This is a genomic window from Primorskyibacter sedentarius, from assembly GCF_004342065.1.
Classification (GTDB): domain Bacteria; phylum Pseudomonadota; class Alphaproteobacteria; order Rhodobacterales; family Rhodobacteraceae; genus Primorskyibacter; species Primorskyibacter sedentarius.
Window position 1 is genome coordinate 450,211 of record NZ_SLZU01000001.1, and the last position, 24,277, is coordinate 474,487.

16 protein-coding genes and 1 tRNA gene are annotated in these 24,277 nt (G+C 63.1%); 7 read left to right on the plus strand and 10 right to left on the minus strand.

What is annotated here, in order from left to right:
- Nucleotides 1–271 precede the first annotated feature (271 nt).
- A complete protein-coding gene (locus tag EDD52_RS02055) occupies nucleotides 272–583 on the plus strand; it encodes an ETC complex I subunit (RefSeq protein WP_132241362.1) in 312 nt (103 codons plus the stop codon).
- A 261-nt stretch (nucleotides 584–844) separates the two neighbouring features.
- Here EDD52_RS02055 and EDD52_RS02060 read toward each other — a convergent pair.
- The 3 genes from EDD52_RS02060 to EDD52_RS02070 form a co-directional block, all read right to left on the minus strand.
- Nucleotides 845–930 (minus strand) — tRNA-Leu (locus EDD52_RS02060).
- 74 nt (nucleotides 931–1,004) lie between these two features.
- Nucleotides 1,005–1,550, minus strand: a complete 546-nt coding sequence (locus EDD52_RS02065; RefSeq protein ID WP_132241363.1) for a tetratricopeptide repeat protein — start codon at nucleotides 1,548–1,550, stop codon at nucleotides 1,005–1,007.
- Between the two features lie 30 nt (nucleotides 1,551–1,580).
- A complete protein-coding gene (locus tag EDD52_RS02070) occupies nucleotides 1,581–2,057 on the minus strand; it encodes an Lrp/AsnC family transcriptional regulator (protein WP_132241364.1) in 477 nt (158 codons plus the stop codon).
- Nucleotides 2,058–2,162: 105 nt separating this feature from the next.
- On the opposite strand from EDD52_RS02070, the gene putA reads away from it, so the two are divergent.
- The 3 genes from putA to EDD52_RS02085 are packed head-to-tail and all read left to right on the plus strand — an operon-like array spanning nucleotide 2,163 to nucleotide 6,735.
- The gene (putA, locus tag EDD52_RS02075) at nucleotides 2,163–5,585 is read left to right on the plus strand and encodes a bifunctional proline dehydrogenase/L-glutamate gamma-semialdehyde dehydrogenase PutA (protein WP_132241365.1); all 3,423 of its coding nucleotides are present in this window, start codon (nucleotides 2,163–2,165) and stop codon (nucleotides 5,583–5,585) included.
- 32 nt (nucleotides 5,586–5,617) lie between these two features.
- On the plus strand, nucleotides 5,618–6,364 hold the full coding sequence (locus EDD52_RS02080; RefSeq protein ID WP_132241366.1) for a rhomboid family intramembrane serine protease: 747 nt from the start codon (nucleotides 5,618–5,620) through the stop codon (nucleotides 6,362–6,364).
- Complete coding sequence (locus EDD52_RS02085; protein ID WP_132241367.1) at nucleotides 6,361–6,735, plus strand: GFA family protein; 375 nt, start codon at nucleotides 6,361–6,363, stop codon at nucleotides 6,733–6,735. The genes EDD52_RS02080 and EDD52_RS02085 overlap by 4 nt, the downstream gene beginning before the upstream one ends.
- 53 nt (nucleotides 6,736–6,788) lie before the next feature.
- Here EDD52_RS02085 and EDD52_RS02090 read toward each other — a convergent pair whose 3' ends face one another.
- From EDD52_RS02090 to EDD52_RS02105, 4 genes are read right to left on the minus strand one after another with little or no spacing between them, the layout of a single operon-like run.
- Nucleotides 6,789–8,483: a thiamine pyrophosphate-requiring protein gene (locus EDD52_RS02090; RefSeq protein ID WP_132241368.1), complete on the minus strand. Its 1,695-nt coding sequence runs from the start codon at nucleotides 8,481–8,483 to the stop codon at nucleotides 6,789–6,791.
- Nucleotides 8,484–8,485: 2 nt separating this feature from the next.
- A complete protein-coding gene (locus EDD52_RS02095) occupies nucleotides 8,486–9,841 on the minus strand; it encodes a TRAP transporter large permease (RefSeq protein WP_132241369.1) in 1,356 nt (451 codons plus the stop codon).
- A 10-nt stretch (nucleotides 9,842–9,851) separates the two neighbouring features.
- Nucleotides 9,852–10,352 carry a TRAP transporter small permease gene (locus tag EDD52_RS02100; protein WP_132241370.1) on the minus strand — a complete coding sequence of 167 codons (501 nt, stop codon included), beginning with the start codon at nucleotides 10,350–10,352 and terminating at the stop codon, nucleotides 9,852–9,854.
- 5 nt (nucleotides 10,353–10,357) lie between these two features.
- Nucleotides 10,358–11,395, minus strand: a complete 1,038-nt coding sequence (locus tag EDD52_RS02105; protein WP_207905954.1) for a TRAP transporter substrate-binding protein — start codon at nucleotides 11,393–11,395, stop codon at nucleotides 10,358–10,360.
- Between the two features lie 545 nt (nucleotides 11,396–11,940).
- On the opposite strand from EDD52_RS02105, the gene EDD52_RS02110 reads away from it, so the two are divergent.
- Both EDD52_RS02110 and EDD52_RS02115 read left to right on the plus strand, forming a co-directional pair.
- Nucleotides 11,941–13,557: an alpha-glucosidase family protein gene (locus tag EDD52_RS02110; protein ID WP_132241371.1), complete on the plus strand. Its 1,617-nt coding sequence runs from the start codon at nucleotides 11,941–11,943 to the stop codon at nucleotides 13,555–13,557.
- Nucleotides 13,558–13,717: 160 nt separating this feature from the next.
- Entirely contained in the window at nucleotides 13,718–14,347 is a 630-nt protein-coding gene (locus tag EDD52_RS02115; protein WP_132241372.1) for a nucleoside triphosphate hydrolase, read from the plus strand.
- A gap of 49 nt (nucleotides 14,348–14,396) precedes the next feature.
- Here the strand turns inward: EDD52_RS02115 and EDD52_RS02120 are convergent, their stop codons facing one another.
- From EDD52_RS02120 to EDD52_RS02130, 3 genes are read right to left on the minus strand one after another with little or no spacing between them, the layout of a single operon-like run.
- Nucleotides 14,397–15,278 (minus strand): transglutaminase family protein, encoded by an 882-nt coding sequence (locus EDD52_RS02120; RefSeq protein WP_132241373.1) that lies wholly within the window; start codon nucleotides 15,276–15,278, stop codon nucleotides 14,397–14,399.
- Between the two features lie 11 nt (nucleotides 15,279–15,289).
- Complete coding sequence (locus EDD52_RS02125) at nucleotides 15,290–17,683, minus strand: circularly permuted type 2 ATP-grasp protein (RefSeq protein ID WP_132241374.1); 2,394 nt, start codon at nucleotides 17,681–17,683, stop codon at nucleotides 15,290–15,292.
- Nucleotides 17,683–21,036, minus strand: coding sequence for a transglutaminase family protein (locus tag EDD52_RS02130; RefSeq protein WP_132241375.1), 3,354 nt, complete (start codon nucleotides 21,034–21,036; stop codon nucleotides 17,683–17,685). The genes EDD52_RS02125 and EDD52_RS02130 overlap by 1 nt, the downstream gene beginning before the upstream one ends.
- 367 nt (nucleotides 21,037–21,403) lie before the next feature.
- Here EDD52_RS02130 and EDD52_RS02135 point away from each other — a divergent pair, with 367 nt between their 5' ends.
- Nucleotides 21,404–24,277, plus strand: coding sequence for a monovalent cation/H+ antiporter subunit A (locus EDD52_RS02135; protein ID WP_132241376.1), 2,874 nt, complete (start codon nucleotides 21,404–21,406; stop codon nucleotides 24,275–24,277).

A 24,277-nucleotide genomic window follows, 5' to 3' on the forward strand; every position in this document is an offset into this window, starting at 1 on the left:
CCCTGACAAAACCCGTCAGGAGGATGGGTTTCGCCTGTCCATTGGTCGTAAATCGCGGATATTTTCTTGCCCCGTCGCGAGCGTGGCTTCTAGATTTGGTCCTGCAAGTCCCGGTTCGTCGTGGTCTGGTCTGGCTTACCCCCACTCCCCGTCAAACTCGGCTTCGCCGAACCGGCCTTGCGCATGGCTGCATCAGTTTGTCCGCACATGCCCGCTTGCCGGGGGCGCGCAAATCCCGCATAACAGCGCTGCTGCAAGGGAGATTTCGGCAATGAAAGCGCGCATCTACAAACCCGCCCGCAATGCAATGCAATCCGGGGTCGCCAAGACCAAGTCCTGGGTTCTGGACTTCGCACCTGCGGAATCGCGCGAGGTTGACCCGCTGATGGGCTGGACATCTTCGAGCGACACGCAAAGCCAGGTCCGGCTGCGTTTTGCCACCCGCGAAGCCGCCGAGGAATATGCCCGCGATCACGGTATCGACGCCGTAGTAATCGAACCGAAGACCCGCAAACCCAACATCCGTGCCCGTGGCTACGCCGAAAACTTCGCCACCGACCGCCGCGGCCCCTGGACGCACTGAACGCAACTGGCCATGTCAGCGGTTCTGCGGAACCGGTTTAGGGGCGTCTTTTCGGCGCCCCATCGTACTTTTGCGAGGCACGAAACCAAGCGGCGCGACAGGCGGGCTTTGCGCACCGGGTTCGCAGCGGGCCAGCAACGTAAAAACGCTGGTTGGGGATGTTTCGGTTGATGGGGCCTGCCCCGACCCGCAGCCGACCACAGCGTATCTGTTGAAACCGGGCAGATCCTCGACAAGGAACCGCATTTGATGCGATTCTTATGGTACGGGCGGCCGGACTCGAACCGGCACGGGCTTTCGCCCCAGGCATTTTAAGTGCCATATGTCTACCATTCCATCACGCCCGCACGACAATGATGTTTCGCGTTCCTAGCGGGCGGGCGCGGCAAAAACAATACGGATAGAGCGCTCTCACCCACCGTCAAAGCTCTTCTCCCGTTCCCTCCACAAGAAAGCGACGCTCTGTCAGCCAGGGGTTCATCGCCAGCGCCTGCCGCAGCACGATCTGCGCCTCTTCATCGCGCTGCAAGCCGATCAGGGTCAGCGCCTTGCCAGCCAAAGCCGCAACATGATGGGGCGACCGTTCCAGCGTCCGGTCAAGGTCGATCAGCGCGAGTTCGTAATCCTGACGGATGAAATTGACGAAGGCACGCTGGTTGTAGCCTTCAGCGTAATCAGGGCAATAGTCGATCAGGCGGTCGAAATCCGTCCGGGCGCCCAACAGGTCGAAGGCGCGCCGCTTGCGCAAACCAGCATCAAGGATCTCTTGCGCGGGTTCATCCGGGGCATCGGCCCAAAGTTCCCACATCTGGTTGGAGATCAGCCGTCCGGCCATTTCGGTGGGCGCTTGCTGCGCCTCTGCGATCAGCTGGGTCAAACGCTCCGTATGATCGGGGGCGGGCGGGCAGTCTTGCGCCAGCACGGGCGTGGCGGCAAGGCCGATGGCAATCAGGCTGGCACGTATCATGTGTTTATCCTGCGTGCGCAGACCGATGCGTCAAGTCACATCGCCGAGATCACCTTCCTTCACCGACTGCATCGCAACATAGGTTGAGGTGGAAGAGATGTGCGGCAGGGTAGAGATCTTTTCGGCCAGAACACGCCGGTACGTCCGCATATCCTGCACCCGCACCTTCAGCAGATAGTCGAAATTCCCCGCGATCAGATGCGCCTGTTCGATTTCCGGAATACGGGCCACGGCGGCATTGAATGCCGCAAGGGCTGCCTCGCGCGTGTCCGTCAGGCGCACCTCGACAAAAGCGACGTGATCAAGGCCAAGCCGGATCGGGTCCAGGATCGCCCTATAGCCCAGGATGAACCCTTCCGCTTCCAGCCGTCTCAGCCTTGCCTGCGTGGGGCTTTTGGACAGCCCGACCCTGCGCGCCAGATCAGTCACGGTGATGCGGCCATCCGCGGCCATGGCAGACAGAATCGCCCGGTCGAAACGATCCAGAGAAGAGAAGTCATTTTGCATCGCAATCCCCCCAAAAATCGACCCGAACGACCTGCCAAAGAACGAAATCCGGGCGTACTGACCTGCAGCTCTTGTCTATGCTATTCCAAAAGAACGGAGACCTCCATGCAAAACCTGTTTGACCTGCGTCACGCCGTCGACGCCGCGACCTACACTGATAGTCTTGCCGCGCTCCGCAATGGTGGCGCGGATACGGCCTTTCCTATCGAGACGCGCCAGCGCATCAGCGCCCGCGCAGCCGAGCTGGTGCGGAAGATCCGCGGGCATGCACGCCCCGGCCTGATGGAGGTCTTCCTAGCAGAATATGGTCTTTCCACCGACGAGGGCATCGCGCTGATGTGTCTGGCAGAGGCACTGCTGCGTGTGCCGGATGCCGCCACGATCGATGCGCTGATCGAAGACAAGATCGCGCCGTCGAACTGGTCGAAACATGCAGGCCATTCAACTTCTCCTCTGGTCAACGCGTCCACCTGGGCGCTGATGCTGACCGGCAAGGTTCTCAGGGACCAGCAGCCGGGGCCTGCCGCCCATCTGCGCGGCGCGATCAAGCGTCTGGGGGAGCCTGTCATCCGCACCGCCGTGGGCCGCGCGATGAAGGAAATGGGCGCGCAATTCGTGTTGGGCGAAAGCATCTCCAGCGCCATGACCCGCGCCGCCAAGATGGAGGCCAAGGGCTATACCTACAGCTATGACATGCTGGGCGAGGCCGCGCGCGCCGAAAGCGACGCGCGCCGCTACCAGCTGTCCTACAGCCGCGCCATCGCCGCGATTTCCGAGGCGGCCAATGCCAAAGACATCCGCGAGAACCCCGGCATTTCGGTCAAGCTGTCGGCGCTCTACCCGCGGTACGAAGAGGCGCAGCGCGAGGCGGTGATGACCTATCTCGTGCCACGCCTGCGCACGCTCGCCGGGCTGGCGCGGACCGCCAATATCGGGCTGAACATCGACGCAGAGGAAGCGGACCGGCTGTCAATCTCGCTCGACGTGATCGAACGCGTACTGGAAGACCCCTCGCTGGAAGGCTGGGACGGGTTCGGCGTTGTCGTGCAGGCTTATGGCCACCGCGCAGGGCCTGTCATCGACTGGCTCTATGCGCTGGCAGAGCGGCTGGATCGCCGTATCATGGTGCGTCTGGTCAAGGGCGCCTATTGGGATACCGAGATCAAGGCCGCGCAGGTCGCGGGGCTGGACGCCTACCCGGTTCACACCACCAAATCCGCGACGGATGTGAACTATATCCTGAACGCCCGGAAGCTCTTGGGCATGACCGACCGAATTTACCCACAATTCGCCACACATAACGCGCATACGACCGCGGCCGTGCTGGATATGGCGACGGACAAGTCGGTATTTGAATTCCAGCGCCTGCACGGCATGGGCGAGGCACTGCACGACATCCTGCACGAGGGCGAAGGCACGCGGTGCCGCATCTATGCGCCCGTCGGCGCGCATCGCGATCTGCTGGCCTATCTCGTGCGGCGCTTGCTGGAAAACGGGGCGAACAGCTCTTTCGTGAACCAGATCGTGGACGAGGACGTGCCGCCCGAAGAGGTCGCCCGCGATCCGTTCGAAGAGTTCACGGCCGCCTCCACCCTGCCGAAAGGGACGGACCTGTTCCTGCCGGAACGCCGCAATTCGCGCGGCTGGGATCTGGCGCATCGCCCGACGCTTGCGGCGGTGGAACTGGCGCGCGCGCCTTTCGTGCAGACAGAATGGACAGCGGGGCCGGTGCTGGCCACCGAGGCCCCCGTGGCCGCATCCCACACCGTGACCAACCCTGCCAATCCCGAAGAAATAGTGGGCGAGGTCACTTTCGCCACAGCTGACACCGTCGCTGCAGCCGTTGCTGCCGCGCAAGCATGGGATGCCGATGCGGCAGAGCGTCGTCGCATCCTCAACGCCGCTGCGGATCTTTACGAGGAAAATTTCGGCGAAATCTTTGCGCTGCTGGCCCGCGAGGCGGGGAAATCCGTGCCCGATGCCGTCGCCGAGCTGCGCGAGGCGGTCGATTTCCTGCGCTATTACGCATCGCGCGCTGATGCAACGCCGCCGCAGGGCCGGTTCGCCTGTATCTCGCCCTGGAACTTCCCGCTGGCGATCTTTACCGGGCAGATATCCGCAGCGCTTGCCGCAGGCAATGCCGTGCTGGCCAAACCGGCAGAGCAGACCTCTTTGATCTCGGCCCGCGCCGTGGCCTTGCTGCATGAGGCAGGCGTGCCGCGCGCCGCATTGCAATTGCTGCCGGGCGAAGGTGACGTGGGCGCGGCCCTGACCTCCAACCCCGGCATCGATGGCGTGGCCTTTACCGGCTCGACAGAGACCGCGCAGCTTATCCACCGCGCGATGGCCGAAAACCTTGCCCCCGGCGCGCCGCTTATTGCCGAAACAGGCGGGCTGAACGCGATGATTGTCGACAGCACCGCCCTGCCCGAACAGGCCGTGGATGCCATTGTCGAAAGCGCATTCCAGTCCGCGGGACAGCGATGCTCTGCGCTGCGGTGCCTTTACGTGCAAGAGGACATCGCCGAGAGCTTCACCGAGATGCTGACCGGCGCGATGGACGCGTTGAGACTGGGCGCGCCCTGGAACCTGTCCACGGATGTGGGCCCGGTCATTGATGACGAGGCCCGCCAGGGCATTGCCAGCTACATCGAGGCCGCACGGGCCGGGGGCCGCCTCATCAAGGAACTGCCAACCCCGGGGCGCGGTCATTTCGTGCCGCCCGTCCTGATCCGCGTGAACGGCATCGCCGAGATGGAGCGCGAGATCTTCGGCCCGGTCCTGCATATCGCCACCTTCAAATCCAGCGAACTGGATGCCGTGGTGGATGCGATCAACGCCACTGGCTACGGGCTGACCTTCGGGCTGCAAACCCGGATCGACGACCGCGTGCAGCATGTCACCGATCGCATCCACGCGGGCAATGTCTATGTGAACCGCAACCAGATCGGCGCCATCGTCGGCAGCCAGCCCTTTGGTGGCGAAGGCATGTCAGGAACCGGGCCAAAGGCGGGCGGACCAAACTATCTGCCGCGTTTCCAGCGCCATGATGCAGACAATGCAGCAGGCGCGTGGGACAAACCCGCCGATGCCGCGCAATTGCAACGCCAGATAAACGCCACGCCCGTCCCGCAGGAACGACGCGAAGTCAGCCTGCCCGGACCAACCGGGGAACTGAACCGGCTGTCCAGCATCGCCCGCCCGCCCCTCCTGTGCCTTGGGCCGGGCAAAGAGGCGGCAGAAGCACAGGCCGCGCTGGTTCGTGCAGGCGGCGGCGTTGCGGCGACACCTCCGGGATTGCTGGATCCGCAAGCGTTCGCAAGCCTTACTGGCCATTCGGGTGCAATCTGGTGGGGGGATGAGGATCAGGCCCGCGCCTATCGCCGCGCCCTGGCGCAAAGCAACGGACCGATCCTGCCGCTGATCACCGGCGCGCCGGACGAGGCGCATCTGCGACATGAGCGTCACCTGTGTGTCGATACGACAGCAGCAGGCGGGAACACCGCCCTTCTGGCCGGGAACGCTTGACCTGAGACCAACATGGCCGCAGCTTAGCGGCCATGTTTCCAATCCGAGATCACAACCCCTCTGGCCGTACGCCCTTTGTCACCTATGCGCTGATCGCGATCAATGTCGTGGTCTTCGTCAGCTATTGGGGATCGTTGGGGGACGTCCGCATGATGGGCCAGTTCTACTGGGACTGGGCCATGGTGCCTGCCCGCATCAATGCAGGCGAAGGCTACACCGGCATCTTCACCTCGATGTTCCTGCATGGCGGGATCATGCACCTCGTCGGCAACATGCTGTTTCTCTACATTTTCGGCGACAATCTGGAGGATGAGATGGGCCACCTGCCCTATCTCGGATTCTACCTTGCCTCCGGGGTCGCTGCCGGCCTCACGCATTATCTCTCTGCGCCGCTGAGCCAGGTGCCAACCGTTGGCGCATCGGGCGCCATCGCGGGCGTGATGGGTGGCTATCTTTTGCTCTATCCCAAGGCGCGGGTGGATGTTCTGGTGATCTTCATCATCTTTTTCCGCATCTTCCCAATACCGGCTTGGATCACGCTGGGCCTTTGGTTTGCTTTGCAGATGTTCGGCGGTTTCGGAAGCCCCGCGGATGAAGGCGGCGTGGCCTATTGGGCGCATGCGGGTGGGTTTGTCGCCGGGATATTGCTGGCGATGCCCCTTTGGATGGCGCGCGGCGGTCCGGCCTTCTGGAACCGCAATCACGGCCATCCGCCCCATCCTGAAACGCGCTACGCCCTGTCGCGCACATCCATTCCGAAAGTTCGGAGACGCAGATGACCAACTATCGCCTGAGTTGCCATTGCGGTGCAGTAGAGCTGGACCTGTCGCTGCCAGAGGGCCTGTCGACCGCGCGGCGGTGCGACTGTTCCTTCTGTCGCAGGCGCGGGGCCGCCGCGGTAACGGCGCCATTGGACGGGTTGAAAGTGGTGCGCGGCGCAGAAAACCTGACGATGTACCAGTGGGGCACGAAAACGGCGCAACACTATTTCTGCAAGACCTGCGGGATCTATACCCATCATCGCCGCCGCTCGAACCCGAATGAATATGGCGTCAACCTTGGCGCGCTCGAAGGCGTCAATCTGCGCGATCTGGGCGAGATCGGCTGGGTGGACGGGGTGAACCACCCTTCGGACCGCAACCCCGGCTGAAGCAAAACCCTTACGCGCGCGGTCATGCGGGCACCCGGGTACCACAAGCCGCCTTACAAAGGCAGAACGCGGATGTTCAGCAGGGCAAGCCGCCGCTCTTCCAGGACCACCCGAAGCGCGTCTTCGATGGCGCCTGCGACCTCGTCGGGGTCCGTCACCTCTTGCGTCCACGCCCGGCTCGCCTTGGCTGTCTGAGTGAAATCCGGCACGGGCGAGAGGCTGGTCAGCGGCATGTTGTTGGCGCGCGCGGCGTGGCCTTCGGGGTAAAGCTGCGATACCGACTGCCGCACCGCCCCCCATTCGGCATTGTTCAGGATCACGATCAGGATCGGCAGGTCCAGCGCCTCGGCAATCTGATGGCAAACGGTGGGGTTGGCGAACATGTAGCTGCCATCGCCCAGCGTAGCGACGCAGATCCGGTCCGGATCGGCCAGCTGCGCACCAAGCGCTGCCGGGAAGGACCAGCCAAGCCCGCCCGAATGCGGTTCCTGAAACCAGTTGAGCCGCTCGCGGCAGGCCAGCGGCCCAAGCTGCGCACCCAGTTCAGAAAAGACGCTGAAACACTCCCCCTGCAACGCCTCCCCCAGCGCGTGGCTGACCTGCGCCTTGGTGATGCCCTTGGCCGTATCTGCAAGGGCGGCGGCGCGCTCGTCCGACAGGCGCCTGGCAGAACCTTCGGCAAGGGACGCCCGCCGGGCCGATGCGCGCGCGTTCACCGGCAGGCCATCCACCGCCTGCATCAGCGCGGGCAGGATCAGCGCAGTCTCTCCCTGTATGGTCACGTCAGAGCGGAACATGCGGACTGGAAAGCGGTCAAAAACCGGGTCAGGGCCGATATTGATCACCTTGGCACCCTCAGACAGCTTGTGCCTGTCGGGCCACCACGGGGCCAGCGAATTGATCACCAGCACCACATCGGCCTTTGCCAGCGCAGTACCGGGGTCTGCACCGATATGGCAGGGGTGGTCGGTGGGCAGCGACAGATGCGTGGCCCACCACGACGCGACTGGCAGGCCGTGGCGTTCCACCCACGCGCCGAACGCCTCGAATACCGCATCCGACCCGACACCGCGCTGAGAGATGATCAGCGGGTGTTCGGCCCCGGCAAGCAGCGCGACGGCCTCGGCAATCGCCGAAGGATCGCCCGCGCCCAGTGACGGGCGGATCGTGGCGGGATCGGACAGGCTTGATGCCTCCACATCCTCGCACAGAACCTCGCGCGGAAGGGACAAATAGACCGGGCCTTTCGGCGTGGAATTGGCGATGGCATGCGCTCTGTCCAGCAGACCCGAGATTTGTTCGGGGTAGCGCAGCTCATAATCCCATTTTGATGCCTCGCGCACCAGCGCCGTCTGATCACGCATCTCCTGCCCCCAGCCGATGGGGACGGTCCGGGCCCCGAAGCGGCCCGCCTCTGTTACCGGGGTGCGGCCGGACATCATCAGCACGGGGATATTCTCACACGCCGCGTTGATGGCGCCAATGGCCCCATTGGCCAGCCCGACATTTGTGTGCATCATCACCGCCTGCGGGCGTCCTGAGATCAGGTAATAGCCATGCGCCATGCCCATCGCCGCGTGTTCATGCGGGATGACGACGGCGCACGGCAGATCCTCGCCATTGGCGGCAGCCTCTGCCAGACCTTCGATGATCGGCGGGAAATCCGTGCCGGAATTGGCAAAGACGTAATCCACCCCAAGTGCCTTCAGCCGGGGAAAGATCGCACCGCCCGCGGTCATTCGGGACATCTCTATCCTCCCAGATATGTCGGCAGCCAGAGCGTCAGCGCCGGGAACGCCACGAGGACCGCCACGCGCAACATCTCTGCAACGAAAAATGGCATCACGCCGACGAACGTCTCTCGCATCGGGACATCGCGCGCGATGGCGGAGATCACGAAGACGTTCATCCCCACAGGCGGCGTGATGAGGCCAAGCTCCACCACGATCAGCGCCAATATCCCGAACCAGACCTTGAGGTCCTCGGAGGTCATGCCAAAGCCTGCCTCCGCCGCCATGACGTAATCGCCGCCGTTGATCTCCACCAGCACGGGCCAGAAGAACGGGATGGCCAGCAGGATCATCGACAGGCTGTCCATCAGCATTCCCAGAAAGATCAGCGCCAGCAGCAGGATCACGAGGATCGTCATGGGTGCAAGGCCGGAATTTGCCATCCATTCTGCCACGGCCTGCGGGACACCGCCGCGCGACATGAAGATCTTCAGCATCTCCGCGCCCAGCAGGATCAGATAGATCATGCCGGTGGTCTTGGCCGTCTCCAGCAGCGCATCGCGGGTCTCGCGCAGCTTGATGAAACCGCGCGCCGCACCGTAAAGCCAGACCAGCACGCAGCCCACTGCCGCCGCGGGCGTGGGGTTGAAGAAACCGCCGTAAATTCCGCCGATTACCAGCCCGAAGACCAGCACCACCGGGATGACATCGACGAGCGACGAGATGAACTCTGACCTGTCGGCCAGCTCGCCCGCCGGACCCGCGGTTGGATTGATGCGCACGTAGATGGCGATGGTGACAAGGAACAGCAGAACCGCGATGATACCGGGGATCATCGCTGCCATGAACATGGTGACAATATTCGCCTCTACGATTACGGCGTAGATCACCAGCACCACAGAGGGCGGGATCAGGATGCCCAGCACCCCGCCCGCGGCCAGCGTTCCGGTGCCAAGCGCGTTGGAATAGTTGTAGCGTTTCAGCTCTGGCAGGGCGACCTGCCCCATCGTTGAGGCCGTGGCCAGTGATGACCCGCAAACCGCGCCAAAGCCTGCGCAGGCGGCGATGGCGGCCATAGCCACCCCGCCGCGCATCCAGCCCAGCCAGACCGACGCGGCGCGAAACAGCGCGCGGCTCAGCCCCGCCTTGGTCGAGAAGTTGCCCATCAGCACGAACATCGGTACGACCGACAGATCGTAGATGGAGAATTGCCCGTAAGCCAACGTCTTGAGCTGCGAGAAGAAGATCGACGGGCCGTTCAGGATGGTCACACCCACCCCGCCCACCAGGATCATCGAATAGGCGATCGGCATACGCAGGCCGATCAGCAGGATCAAAACGCCAAGGCCAAGAAACCCGATCAGTAGTGCATCCATGTCGGCGCTTTCACAGTTGCCGCGCCGAATGCGCGAGGGTCATGATCGAGGCTACCGCCAACAGCGCCAGCGAGATGAGGATCGGGATGAAGGCCAGCCAATGCGGGAATTGCAGGATGGCCGTTGTGTATTCGTAGTTCTTCTGGTCGAGCATCCCGGCATACATCCGCCACAGCAGAAGGCCGGAAAATGCCAGCGCCACCAGTGAGGCCGCCAGAGAGAAGATCGCCAGCCAGAACGGGCTCGCCCCGCTGGTGAAGATGTCGGCGGTCACGTTTGCACCCGACAGCTGACAATAGGGAAGAAAGGCAAAGGCGGCGATGCAGATGCCGATCTCTGTCATCTCGAAATCACCGGGAAACGGCTTGCCGAACTGGTTGCCGATCACCGACCAGGTGTTCATCAGCACGACCGCCAGCAGGACCAGACCGCCCAGCAGCGCCCAGCCCGTGATGACACGTGAAACGAGGCCCGAAGGCCCCGTTCCGTGTACGCTTTGCACGTCAGCCATGCAGGTTACATCGCGTTCGACTTGGACAGGCTACGCGCCTTTTCAACCAAGGCCGCACCGTCGATGCCCTTGGCGGTCACCTCATCCACCCATTTCTGCACGACAGGCTCCAACTGCGTCATGAACGCGTCGGTTTCCTCTTCGGTCAGCATGATGTGCTGCTTGCCTGCCTTCTCAGCCAGACCGATGCCGAAATCATCCGAGGCACGCCAGTATTCACCAACCTGCGCCCACCAGTCACGCCCCGAGGCGTCGCTGAACGCCTTCTGGATATCCTCTGGCAGGCCATCCCACCGCGCCTTGTTCATCGACACCTGGAACGTCGTGGTGCCCAGACGGGTCTTGTCGTGACCTTCGATGAAATATTCGATCTGGTTCTGCAACTTCAGCGGCGGAATGATCTCCCACGGCAGCAGTGTGCCGTCGATCACCTTCTTGGACAGGGCTGTTGGCACTTCGGGCACCGGCGTGGCCAGCGGGGCCGCACCCAGGGCTTCGATCACCCAGGCACCGGTGCGGGTCGGGATGCGCATTTTCAGACCGGCCAGATCGGCGGGGCTGCGCACTTCCTTGTCGACCATCATCATCGCCTGCCCGGCATGGACGTGCAGCCACATGACCTCCAGGCCCTTGTATTCCTGCTTCAGGTCGCTTTCGAACATGTCATACATGGCAAGGTTCGTGGCGACCGTGTCATTGGTATAGACGCCCGGAAGCTCGAACACCTCGGTGCGCGGGAACAGGCCCGGCGTGTAGCCATTGACCGTCCAGACGATATCAACCACGCCGTCACGCGCCTGCTGCACCAGCTCTGGTGGCTTGCCGCCAAGCGACATCGCCGGGTAGATCTCGATCTTGACCTTGCCGCCCGAGTTTTCCTCGACCTGTTTGACCCAAGGCTCCAGCATCTGGGTCTGTGCGGGCGCCTTGGCCCCCAGTAGGTGGTGCAGCTTGAATGTATATTCCTGTGCAAGGGTGGCGGTTGTCCCCACCATCCCGATCACCGTGGCCGCGATGGCCGTCTTCAGAAAACCCGTTCTCATTATATCCTCCCTGATCATGAGATCCCCTTCGAAACCTTAGACTCTGCAGTCCAGTTGTCTACTGCCGTCTAAGCGACCGGATGACGGTGCAGGTCGTGGACTGGCTTGGCCACATGCGTGACCAGCGGCCGTTTCACACACGCCCCACATCTTCGGAAAGCCGAGCCGCTGCACCGCGACGCGCAATGCCAGACGTGTTTCCCCTTGAACACAACGCTGGCCGCGCCACTCTCCGAACCGTCATCCGCCTCTCCCTCCCATTCTGGTGCCCGGTGCAGGCCCCAAAAGAGTGCCCAACGGTAGAATGTATACGCAAGCCCTGTCAATTGCGCAGAAGCCCCGTACTTAACGGCAAAAACACCACCTAAAGTATACATCAGGCCGATCTTCCCCCTGCGTCAACACGCGTCGCACAGACCCCGGCAAAGCGCTTCAAGATACGGACTGATACCGCTAACATGCAGTCGATTCGTGCGCGGCAATGCCTCGCTTTTGCAGGACCAGTCCTCATGCCGAAAAGGGTGGGACATCAGGGAGAATTTGTCATGTCCGAATGGTGGCGCGGCGCTATCGTCTATCAGATCTATCCCCGGTCCTATCAGGACAGCACCGGTGACGGCGTGGGCGACCTGCCCGGCATAACGTCGCGGCTGGACCACATTGCCAGCCTTGGAGCGGATGCGATCTGGCTCAGCCCGATCTTCACCTCGCCGATGAAGGATATGGGCTATGACGTGTCGGACTATACCGATATCGATCCGCTCTTTGGCACCCTTGCGGATTTCGACGCGCTGATCGCGCGCGCGCATGACTTGGGCCTGAAAGTGATCATCGATCAGGTCATCAGCCACAGCTCTGACAAACACGCGTGGTTTGCCGAGAGCCGCGCTGACCGGACCAACCCCAAGGCCGACTGGTATGTCTGGGCCGATCCCAAACCCGACGGCACCCCGCCCAACAACTGGCCTTCGGTCTTTGGCGGTCCCGCATGGGAGTGGGAGCCGCGCCGCCGCCAGTACTACATGCACAACTTCCTTATCGAGCAGCCCGACCTGAACATGCACAATCCCGACGTGCAGGATGCGCTGCTGGACACGATGCGTTTCTGGCTGGAGCGTGGCGTTGACGGCTTCCGCCTTGATACGGTGAACTACTACTTTCACGATCAAGAGCTGCGGGATAACCCGCCCAACCCGGACGGGCACCAGGAGATGGCGACCGACACTTATGGGATGCAGCAGCATATCTATTCCAAGAACCGACCCGAAAATATTGCCTTCCTCAAACGGCTGCGCGCGCTGACGGATGAATTCGACGACCGCATGATGGTCGGAGAGGTCGGCGATGGTGGCCAGACGGCCATCGACATCATGGCCGATTACACGCGCGGCACGGACCGGCTGCACATGTGCTACAGCTTCGAGATGCTGGGCCCGACCTTCACCGCCGCCCATTTCCGCCGCACCATCGAAGGTTTCCAGAAAGGCGCGCCGGATGGCTGGCCGTCATGGTCCTTCTCCAACCACGATGTGCCGCGCCACGTGACCCGCTGGGCCGACCATGCGCTGGATCACGACACGCTGGCGCGCCAGATGGCGGCCATGCTGTTCAGCTTTGAAGGCACGATCGGGATCTATCAGGGGGAGGAGCTTGGCCTGCCGCAGGCAGAGCTGGAATATCACGAGCTGACCGACCCGCCCGGCCTGCGCTTCTGGCCCGAGAACAAAGGCCGCGATGGCTGCCGCACGCCGATGGTGTGGCAGGCAGAGGCCGCGAATGGCGGCTTTTCCACCGCGAAACCGTGGCTGCCGGTCAAGCCCCCACAGCAAACCCGTGCGGTTGATGTGCAAGAGGCGCAGAATGACAGTGTGCTGCATGGCTATCGCCAGATCATCGCCTGGCGCAAGGACAGCCCGGCGCTGGCCCATGGCAAGACGCAGTTCATCGACCTGCCCGAACCGATCCTTGCGTTCACACGGACAGCCGAAGGTCAGACGCTTACCTGCGTCTTCAACCTGTCGCCGAAACCTCAGGTTCTGACGACAGGTGGCGCTGATCTTGCAGGCCCGTCAAATGCCAGCCTTGTTGGTGCGACCCTGACCCTGCCACCAAACGGCCACGCATGGCTGACCGGCGCGCCGGATCTGGCGCTGGCCGACTGAGGCAAGATCAGGCGTCCCAGGGTCTGCATTGACTTGGGGCGACTGACGGAAACCGGGTTTCGCAAGAGGGGGTGCGCCCCCCTCGCCCGCCCCGATCCGCGGCGGGGCTTGCGGCCAGCGCCGCGACGCCCCATTCTGCACCCCTCTGACCGGAGGCCCCATGTCCCAACCCATCACAATCGATGCGCTCTGCAACCGTCTACAGGCACAACCCGGCGCGCAAAGGTATCTGACTGCGATCGCGGGCGCGCCCGGATCTGGCAAGTCCACGCTGGCGGAAAAACTCGCAGACGCGATTAACGCCGATGCACCGGGCAGCGCCGCCGTGCTGCCGATGGATGGCTATCATTACGACGACAGCGTGCTGAACGACCGTGGATGGCGACCGCGCAAAGGCGCGCCGCACACGTTCGATGTGTCGGGCTTTTCGCATATGCTGACAAGGATGCGCGCCAATCAGGAGCCGGAAATCGCCGTCCCGGTCTTTGACCGCAGTATAGAGATTGCCCGCGCAGGCGCCCGGCTGATCCCGCAATCGGTGCGCCACATCATCGTCGAGGGCAATTACCTGCTTCTGAACCAGCCACCCTGGGACGGGCTGGCCGCGCAGTTCGATCTGACCGTGTTTCTGGAAGTGCCGCTGGCAGAGCTTGAACGTCGGCTGAAAGCGCGCTGGAGCGACCTGAAAGGCGACGATCTGATCGCGAAGATGGAAGGCAATGACCTGCCCAACGCAAGGCTGGTCGCCACGCAAAGCAAGCCCGCCGATCTGGTCGTGGCGCATTTCTGACGGCTCCCCCGACCGCCCTCGCCCGACACGACGATTTGACACGGCCGCCTCAGTCCAGCGGCACCATGTCCACAGCCTGCCTGCTTTCCTGCCCGCCGGAAGTGCGCAACACGCCTTTGACGGGGGACACATCGCCATAGTCGCGCCCCACGGCGATCACCACGTGATCCAGCCCGGCGACCATGTCATTGGTCGGGTCAAACTCGACCCAACCCAGTTCTGACCCGCACCACGCGCGCACCCAGGCATGCATCGCATCCGCACCTTCCAGCCGGGGCTGGCCCTCGGGCGGATGGGTGCGCAGAAAGCCGGACACATAGCCCGCCGGAATGCCCAGACCGCGCAGGCAGGCGATCATGATATGGCTGAAATCCTGACAGACACCGTGGCGGGCGGCAAACGCATCGGCCGGGGGGGTGTCGACCTCTGTCGCGGTGGCATCAAACCGCATCTCGCGGAACAGCGCGCGGCCGATGGCCTGCACCACTTCAAGCGCCGTCATGCCGGGCTGAATATGGGCGCGGGCAAAATCTGTCGTCTCTGGCATCGCGCCCACGCGCGGCGAGTTGCCCACGAAATGCTGCGGCGAAAGCGGACCCAGATGATGCGCGGCCGCGATCTCTTGCGGCATGTTCTCCAGCAGCGGGGACAGGTCGAGCACATCGTCAGAAGGCGCAAAGCGCTGCGCCTCGACCTCCAGCTTGAAACCGAGCTGGCTGATCGGTTCATGAAAGGCGATAGAGGTCATCGCGTTGCCGAAGAAATCCAGCCGTTCGCTGCGCTCCGGTGGCATCGGATCAATCGTCAACAGCCGCGAGGTAATCGTCTGCACACCCGCAATGTCCGATGGCAGAAGGTGCAGCAGGTTGCGGGCATGGTCGGAGGGTTGCTGATAGTCGTACTCGATGGTCAGCCGTATCCTGTAGCGCATCACCGCGTCCCTCACGAATGCACCGCGAGCAGCTTTTCAGAGATCCCGGCAAGCTCTGCCCGCAGATCGCTGAGCCGCTCTGTCGTGATGTCGGACGGGTCCGCCACGGTCAGCGCCGTTTGCGCTGTCAGGATAACGCGTACCAGCTCTCCGGGGCGGCCGGCCACTTCTGCGAAGGGCAGATCGGAGGCCAGATCGCTAAGCCGGTTGATCTGAAACAGGATCGAGCGCGGGTTCGCATCATCCAGCGCCAACAGATCGATGACCGTGTCGCGCGTGGTTTCAACCCGGTAACGGCGGTGGTGGGTCATCACGCTGTCGCCAAGCTCTACAGCGATATCAAACCCGCCAGGGGCCGCGCCGACATCGGCAAAGACTGCAAGGGCCGCCGCCATCGCATCGCCCCTCTCCAGCGCGCGCCCCATCGACATGAAGCGCCAGCCCATCGAGCGGTACATGTTTTCATGCACCAGACCGGTGAACCCGTTGAGCCGCCGCAGCAGATCCGTCATCGCGCGGGCGCAATCATCGCCGGGGCGTGTGGTCTTTTGCAAGGGTTCAAGGCTGGCGGTCAGATCCTGCAAAGCCGCCCAGCCATCGACGGAAAACCTGTCGCGCACCTTTCCGGCGCAGTTGCGGGCAAAGTCCAGCAGGTTCGGCAAGGCATCCGGAATCGGCGTCGCGACATCTACGCCAAACCCGTCAAGATAGGTAGACAGTTCCGCCAGCCGCCGATCGGCACTGTTGCCGGTCTCTGCCAGCCGCAGATGATAGGCGCGCAACAGGCGCACGATGCCTTCGGCCCTTTCGACATAGCGGCCAAGCCAGAACAGATTGTCCGCCGCCCGGCTGGGCAGGAACCCCGTGGGCGCACGGCGAAAGGGTTTGCTGTCCTGCGGTGGCACTGCGGGAACGGGGTTGTCCGCGACAATCCAGACATCCGACACGGCGCCGCCGCGCTGCATGGCCAGTGCCGTGACATCGTCGCTGCTGCCGATACGGGCATAGCCGCCGGGCATGAAGCTCCAGCCTTTGGACGTGCGCGCCGCGAAGACACGGACAGTCATCGGGCGCGGCACCAGCCTGTTGCCATCCCAGGCGGGTGTGGTCGACAGCGTCACCGCCTCTTGACCGACCAGCCGGGCGCCGTCCTCGGTGATCCAGCGCTCAACAGATCCGGCGGCCCCGCCGCGCAGCTTGCCACCCAGTGCCGTGGTTGCGCCAATGTCGAACGGCAGATCACAGGCCAGCGCAGAGCCGATCATCATCCGCTCGGCGTTCTCCAGCACATAGGCGCGTTCCTTGGCGCCCCCGCACCACCATGTGGCGATATTGGGCAAGGTCAGCGCGTCGCCTGTCAGCACACGCGATATCCGCGGCAGAAACGCCATGAGGGCGCGGGTTTCCAGAACCCCCGCCCCCAAAGCGTTGACCATGTTGACTGCCCCCTGCCGCGCCGCCTCGACCAGTCCGGGCGTGCCGATCTGGCTGGTCTCGTCCAGTTCCAGCGGATCGGCATAGCTGGCATCCAGTCGCCGCCACAGCACGCCGATGGGTTTGGGCCCCGTCACGGTGCGCACCATCACCCGGCCATCCTGCACCACTAGGTCTTCGCCCTCCAGCAGCAGCAGGCCGAGGTAGCGCGCGATATACATATGTTCGAAATAGGTGTCCGTACCGGCGCCGGGGGTCAGGATCGCGCTGCGCCCGCCGACCTGATTGCGCAAGACATCTATTGCGTCGCGGAAATCACTCAGGAAGCCGGCCAGGCGCAGGCGTTTGTCCTGAAGGTTCATCTCGGCAAAGATGCGGGCATTGGCCATCCGGTTTTCCAGCGCAAACCCAGCGCCCGAAGGCGCCTGCGTCCGGTCGCCCAACACGAACCAGCTGCCATCCGGTCCGCGCCCGATTTCAAAGGCCAGCGCGTGAAGGTAGTGGCCTGAGCGTGGCGTGACACCCACCATCGGGCGCAGCCATTCGCGGTTATCCGCAATCAACTCCGCTGGCAGATGCCCCTCGGCCACCAATGTGTTTGGTCCGTAAAGGTCCTCGCAGACCCGCTCCAGCAGATCCGCGCGTTCGGCCAGACCTTTGCAGATCGTGTTCCACTCGGCTTCGGGCAGGATCACCGGGACGTGGCTGAGCGGCCAGGCCCGTTCGGTCAGCGGGTCGCTGGAATATTGCCGAAAGAAGACGCCCGCATCGTGCAGGTAACGATCCCCGCGGGCAAAGCGCGCAGAGATCTCTTCCTTGTTGAGCTTCTCCAGCTCTGAGATGAACGGCCGCCAGACCGCACGCATTTCGCCGTCTGACGTGAACAGCTCGTCGGCGACCCCCGGTTGCCGGGCATAGCCGCTTAGAAGCGCGCCCCCTGCGCCCGAAGGTATCGCCGCCGCGCCTGCCATCAAAGCCCCGGTGCGCGCCGCAGATCCAGCGTCATCGGGAATTCGGGATGGGTCTGTTCAGGCGCAGGCCGGTAGCTGCCCGGACGATGCCCATGCGGTTCGAACCGTGACAAGCGCCGGGCCTCGGCCTCGTTTCCGTTCACGGGGAACGTATCGTAGTTGCGCCCGCCGGGATGGGCCACGTGATAGGTGCAGCCGCCCAAGGCATGACCGGTCCAGTCGTCATAGATGTCGAAGGTCAGCGGCGCGTTGACCGGCAATGTCGGGTGCAGCGCTTCGGGGGGTTGCCACGCCTTGAAGCGCACGGCACCAACGGCTTCGCCCGATGTGCCAGACCGGTGAAGCGGCACCGGCCGCCCGTTGCACATCACCTTGTAGCGGTCCTGATGGGTCGAGGTCAGCTTGACCTGCAGCCGCTCGACAGAGCTGTCAGTGTGACGCACCGTGCCCCCGATGGCCCCTGTTTCGCCCAGCACATGCCACGGTTCCAGCGCCTGACGAAGCTCCAGATTGACGCCTTCATATTCAACCTCGCCGCAGAAGGGGAAGCGAAACTCTGCCTGCGCCTCGAACCACGCGGGGTCAAGCTCGAACCCGTGGGTGGACAGGTCGCGCAGAAGCGACAGGAAGTCCTCCCACAGGAAATGCGGCATCATGAAACGGTCATGCAGGACGGTGCCCCAGCGGATCGGTTTGCCTTCAACGGGGTCATCCCAGCAGCGGGCGATGATTGCCCGCAAGAGCACTTGCTGGGCAAGCGACATGCGCGGGTCCGGTGGCATCTCGAACCCGCGGAATTCGACCAGACCCAATCGGCCCGTAGGCCCATCGGGCGAGAAGAGCTTGTCGACGCAGATCTCGGCCCGGTGGGTGTTGCCGGTGACATCCGTCATCATGTTGCGCAGCAGGCGGTCCAGCAGCCAGGGCGGCGGGGCCGTTCCGTTGCCCGGGGCCGGGATCTGCGCCAGCGCCATTTCCAGCTCGTAAAGCGTGTCGTGCCGCGCCTCGTCGATCCGGGGCGCCTGCGAGGTCGGGCCGATGAACATGCCCGAGAACAGGTAGCTGAGCGACGGATGCCGCTGCCAGATCAGGATCAGCGATTTCAGCAGATCGGGGCGTCGCAGGAACGGGCTGTCATTCAGCGTACCCCCGCCCACCACAACGTGGTTGCCGCCACCCGTGCCGGTGTGGCGACCGTCAATCATGAACTTGTCGGCCCCTAGGCGACACTGGCGCGCCTCTTCGTACACGGCCTCTGTGGTGGCGACACATTCTTCCCAGCTATGGGCGGGATGGATGTTGACCTCGATCACACCGGGGTCGGGGGCCACGCGGATCACATTCATGCGCGGGTCATTCGGCGGCGCGTAGCCTTCGATATGCACGGGCAAGCCCATTTCCTTTGCCGTGCGCTCTGCCACATCGATCAGTTCAAGGTAGTCTTCCAGATCCTCAACCGGCGGCATGAACACACAAAGCCGCCCGTCGCGAGGCTCTACCGCCAGCGCGGTCCGAACCGCCCCGCCGACCGGGCCGATTTCCTGTTCGATCACATCCTGCACGTCGCCGCTGGGCTGCGGGGCGCTGACAGGCTGGACATGCTGCGGCCTGCCCTCTTCGACGGCAGGCTTGGGCGCCTCCTCGAAATCAGGCAGCGGGCCGCGTTCGACCGAAGGATCGGTAATATAGGTATAGGGGTACTGCGAGGGCGGCACGTAGGGCAGCGATCCCAGCGGAATGCGATAGCCGACAGGGCTGTCACCCGGCACCAGGAACACATGCCCGCGCCGCAGTTTCCACTTTTCGGACCTCCACCTGTGGCCAGAGGCTTTGGCCTGCCAGCGCTGGATTGGCATGACATAGCCCGAAGGTTCGTTCAGCCCGCGCCCGAAGACCTTGGCGATACGGTGGCGTTCCTCGGCATCCTTCAGCTTGGAATTCTCGGGCGTGACATTTTCCGGCAGGTTTCCTTCCTTCAGGATCCATTCGGCGGGATCCTCATAGGCGGGCACGGCCATATCCGGTTCAATGCCCAGTTTCTCGGCCATGCCTTGCAAAAGCTTGCCCGCATCCTCGGGCGTGGCACCAGTCTGGGCGCCCTCTTCGGCAATCAGATCGGCGTCGCGCCAGATCGGTTTCTCATCGCGCCGCCAATACAGCGAAAAAGTCCAGCGCGGCAGGGTTTCGCCCGGATACCACTTGCCCTGCCCATAATGCAGGAACCCGCCGGGGGCAAAGCGATCGCGCAGTCGCCGGATCAGCTTGTCAGCCAGCCCGCGCTTGGTTGGGCCAACCGCGTCGGTGTTCCACTCGCCCGCCTCGAAATCGTCGATGCTGACGAAGGTCGGCTCGCCCCCCATGGTCAGACGCACGTCGTTGTCGTTCAGCGATTTGTCGACCTGCCTGCCAAGATCGTTCAGCCGGTGCCATGCGTCGTCCGAGAACGGCTTGGTGATGCGGGGATGTTCTGACACGCGTTTGACCTGCATGTCGAAATCAAAGCTGATCTCTGGCTGGCCCGTCGCGGTGAAGCCGCCCGAAATCGGCGCGGCATTGCGATAATGGGGGGTGGCGGCCAGCGGAATGTGGCTCTCGCCCGTCATGAGACCGGAGGTGGGATCAAACCCGATCCAGCCCGCACCGGGCAGATAAACCTCGACCCAGGCGTGCAGATCGGTGAAGTCGACCTTTGTGCCCTCTGGCCCGTCCAGCGCCTTGAGATCCGGTTTCAGCTGGATCAGGTAGCCCGAGACAAACCGCGCGGCAAAGCCCAGATGCCGCAGCACCTGCACCAGCAGCCAGCTGGAATCGCGGCACGACCCTGATCCGATCGAAAGCGTTTCCTCGGGCGTCTGAACGCCTGCTTCCATGCGGATGGTGTAATCGACCTCCTCGGCCACACGCGCGTTCAGCCCGACCAGAAAATCCACCGTGCGGGTTTTGTCGAAGGGGATGGAGCCCACGAATTGCGCAAGCAGCGGCCCCTCGGCCTCTGGCGTGCGGTAGATCACCAGATCCTCGCGCAGATCCTCGGGATATTCGAAGGGCCAGTGTTCGGCGCTGTCCTCGACGAAAAAGTCGAACGGGTTGTAGATCGACATGTCCGCGACCAGATCAACCTCTATCTTCAGCTCTGTGACCGGTTCGGGAAAGACAAATCGGGCCAGCCAGTTGCCATACGGGTCCTGCTGATGATTCACGAAATGCCCGCCGGGGCTCACCTTCAGCGAATGCGATATGACGCGGGTCCGGCTTTGCGGTGCGGGGCGCAGACGGATGATCTGCGGGCCCAGCGTGACCGGGCGGTCGTAGGTATAGTGGGTAAGATGGTAAATACTGGCGTGGATCGACATGCGTGACTGGCCTCGCTGCGTCTGTTAGTCCCTGCTGTTATCGCCTTAGAATGCAGGAAATGAAAACGCATATGGCGCAGAGCGACCAGATTCTTCAAAACATGCCTAATTTCAGGGCTTTCCGGCACCACACGAAATTTTGTGATCCGGCACGAAATCGCCCCGTGGCGAATAGACAGGAGCGGCAGGCCCGGCAATATTGCCGCGGAACGTCGCGCCGGGCCGTTGCAGCCACATGCAGAAACATGGCAAGAGACATCGCGGCAAGATTGCTGCGCCATCCGGGCGCGAATCGACCCAACCCGCATTTCAGCGGCCCCGGACCTGCCGGGGAATGAATGACGACGACATGGAAAGGACAGGCTGAATGGATACCGGCGGCAATTTCTTACCCATCATCGCCGCCTTGCCATTTGTCGGAGCCCTGATCCCAGGCGTGATGATCCGCGCGGGCCGGACAGCCTGCGCCACCTACACGTTCATGGCCAGCGCACTTGCCTTCATCCTGCTGATGCTGTCGGCCCCTGCGGTGTTCCGCGGCGAGGTCCTGCAATTCCAGCTTGAATGGCTGCCGATGCTGGGCCTCAACGTGAATTTCATGCTCGACGGGCTGGGCCTGTTGTTTGCCGGTCTGATCCTCGGGATCGGGATGCTGATCATCCTTTACGCCCGTTTCTACCTGTCTCGCGAAGACCCGATGGGCCAGTTCTACACCTACCTGCTGCTTTTTCAGGGCGCGATGGTGGGGATCGTTCTAAGCGACAACATCCTGCTTTTGCTGGTTTTCTGGGAACTGACCTCGCTGTCCTCTTTCCTGCTGATCGGCTACTGGAAACACCTGCCAGAGGGGCGCCAGGGCGCGCGCATGGCGCTGACCGTGACCGGTCTGGGCGGGCTTGCCATGATTGCGGGTATGCTGATCCTCGGCTCTATCGTGGGCAGCTATGACCTGTCGGTGATCCTGCAACACAAAGAGCTGATCCAGGCGAGCCCCTATTACTTGCCCGCGCTGATCCTGATCCTTGCGGGCTGTTTCACCAAATCCGCGCAGTTCCCGTTCCACTTCTGGCTGCCCCACGCCATGGCCGCACCGACGCCCGTGTCGGCCTATCTGCATTCGGCCACAATGGTGAAGGCAGGGCTGTTCCTGATGGCGCGGATGTGGCCGGTCCTGTCGGGCACGCCCGAATGGTTCTACATCGTCGCCACCACCGGTCTGATCACGATGGTGCTGGGCGCGGTGATCGCCCTGTTCAAGGATGACCTGAAGGCGCTGCTGGCTTTCTCCACGGTCAGCCATCTCGGGCTTATCACGATGTTGCTCGGCTTTGGCACGGAGGCCGCCGCGATTGTGGCCGTGTTCCACATCCTCAACCACGCGACCTTCAAGGCCGCCCTCTTCATGAGCGCGGGGATTGTCGACCACGAGACGCATACGCGTGACATCAAACGCCTCGGCGGTCTGCGGCACCTGATGCCGGTGACATTCGTCATCGTGACAATCGCCGCCCTGTCCATGGCGGGCATCCCGCCGCTCAATGGCTTCCTGTCCAAGGAAATGATGCTGGAGGAGGCGTCGCATACCGCATGGTTAAGCAATCCGTGGATCCTGCCCGCGCTTGCGACCCTTGGCGCGCTGTTCTCTGTGGCCTATTCATTCCGGCTTGTCGCGCATGTCTTTCTCGGCCCCAAGCGCGACGACTATCCCGCCAAGCCGCATGATCCGGCCTTCGGAATGTGGGCCTCGCCCGCTTTTCTGGTCGTGTTGGTAGTCCTGATCGGCCTGATGCCGAACCTGATCGCGGGTCCATTGGTGGATATCACGGCCGCTGCGGTGACCGGCGGCCACCCTCATGCCCATATCTCGCATTGGCACGGGCTGGTGCCCGCCTTCTGGATGTCGGTCGCAGCGATCCTTGGCGGTGCGCTCTTCCTTTCGCTGCACGGCGCTCTGGAACGCGGCTGGAATGCCGCGCCGCGCCCCGAGGCGAAGGTTATCTTCGATGCCATCACACGCGCGTCGACCCGTGCATCGCATTGGTTGACCGATACGCTTCATAACGGATCGATCACGCGCTATGGCGCGATCTTTGCGGCCGCCATTACTGCGGCTGGCCTCTTCGCCTGGTTCGAAAGCCCGATGAGCGCCCCCACCCGCGAGATGCTGCCGATCAATGCGATCATGGCCATCGGCTGGGTGCTGCTTGTGATTTCGACCGGCTGCATCATCGCGTTCCACCGCAACCGTATCCTGTCACTGGTGCTTCTGGGGGTGATCGGTCTGGCCGTGTCGATGGCCTTTGTCTACTTCTCGGCGCCTGACCTTGCGCTGACGCAGATCTCGGTCGAAGTCGTCACGATCATCCTTCTCCTGCTGGCGCTGAACTTCCTGCCCGGCCGCACCCCGGTGGAAAGCGGCATGCCGCGGCGCCTGCGTGACGCGGTCATTGCCGGTGCCGCGGGGCTTGCGGTCGGTGGCCTGACCTACGCGATCCTGCTGCGAGATTTCGCAGCCGAGAGCATCTCTGCCTATCACCTCGCAAATTCCTACAAGGGCGGCGGTGGCAAGAACGTCGTCAACGTGATCCTGGTGGACTTCCGTGGCTTTGATACCTTTGGCGAGATCATCGTGCTGGGCATCGCAGCACTTGTGATCTATGCGCTGACCAAGAGCGTGCTGCGCGGCCCGGGCGGCCGCTGGCTGCTGAACTGGGGTCCGGACGATGACGAGGCAGGCGACCGTCACCCGCTTATGATGGTGGTCGTGACCCGCGTGATCATGCCCATCGCTCTGATGGTCGGTGCCTATATCTTTCTGCGCGGGCACAATGCGCCCGGCGGCGGGTTCATTGCCGGGCTGATCGTCGCCATCGCGCTGTTGATGCAATACATGGCATCGGGCTTTGCCTGGGCGGAGGAGCGTCAGCGCTATCACTATCACGCCATGATCGCGGCAGGGGTGATGACCGCAGCCGTGACCGGCATGGGTTCGTGGCTGGCGGGTCGGCAGTTCCTGACCTCTTCCTATGGCTACATCCACATCCCGCCCATCGAGGAATTCGAATGGGCGACGGCAATGGCCTTTGACACCGGCGTCTTCATTACCGTCGTCGGCGCGGTGATGCTGGCGCTGCACAGCCTGTCGAGCATGTCGCGCCGCACGGGCGAGCAGGTCAACATTCACCCCATGGACGTGGATCCGGGCCGTGGCGCGGCCCCCGCCGATGGAAAGGAGGCCTGA

Coding starts and splice junctions, on each gene's coding strand:
- EDD52_RS02055 (WP_132241362.1), top strand. CDS start 272: ATGAAAGCGCGCATCTACAAACCCGCCCGCAATGCAATGCAATCCGGG.
- EDD52_RS02065 (WP_132241363.1), bottom strand. CDS start 1,550: ATGATACGTGCCAGCCTGATTGCCATCGGCCTTGCCGCCACGCCCGTG.
- EDD52_RS02070 (WP_132241364.1), bottom strand. CDS start 2,057: ATGCAAAATGACTTCTCTTCTCTGGATCGTTTCGACCGGGCGATTCTG.
- putA (WP_132241365.1), top strand. CDS start 2,163: ATGCAAAACCTGTTTGACCTGCGTCACGCCGTCGACGCCGCGACCTAC.
- EDD52_RS02080 (WP_132241366.1), top strand. CDS start 5,618: ATGTTTCCAATCCGAGATCACAACCCCTCTGGCCGTACGCCCTTTGTC.
- EDD52_RS02085 (WP_132241367.1), top strand. CDS start 6,361: ATGACCAACTATCGCCTGAGTTGCCATTGCGGTGCAGTAGAGCTGGAC.
- EDD52_RS02090 (WP_132241368.1), bottom strand. CDS start 8,483: ATGTCCCGAATGACCGCGGGCGGTGCGATCTTTCCCCGGCTGAAGGCA.
- EDD52_RS02095 (WP_132241369.1), bottom strand. CDS start 9,841: ATGGATGCACTACTGATCGGGTTTCTTGGCCTTGGCGTTTTGATCCTG.
- EDD52_RS02100 (WP_132241370.1), bottom strand. CDS start 10,352: ATGGCTGACGTGCAAAGCGTACACGGAACGGGGCCTTCGGGCCTCGTT.
- EDD52_RS02105 (WP_207905954.1), bottom strand. CDS start 11,395: ATGAGAACGGGTTTTCTGAAGACGGCCATCGCGGCCACGGTGATCGGG.
- EDD52_RS02110 (WP_132241371.1), top strand. CDS start 11,941: ATGTCCGAATGGTGGCGCGGCGCTATCGTCTATCAGATCTATCCCCGG.
- EDD52_RS02115 (WP_132241372.1), top strand. CDS start 13,718: ATGTCCCAACCCATCACAATCGATGCGCTCTGCAACCGTCTACAGGCA.
- EDD52_RS02120 (WP_132241373.1), bottom strand. CDS start 15,278: ATGCGCTACAGGATACGGCTGACCATCGAGTACGACTATCAGCAACCC.
- EDD52_RS02125 (WP_132241374.1), bottom strand. CDS start 17,683: ATGGCAGGCGCGGCGGCGATACCTTCGGGCGCAGGGGGCGCGCTTCTA.
- EDD52_RS02130 (WP_132241375.1), bottom strand. CDS start 21,036: ATGTCGATCCACGCCAGTATTTACCATCTTACCCACTATACCTACGAC.
- EDD52_RS02135 (WP_132241376.1), top strand. CDS start 21,404: ATGGATACCGGCGGCAATTTCTTACCCATCATCGCCGCCTTGCCATTT.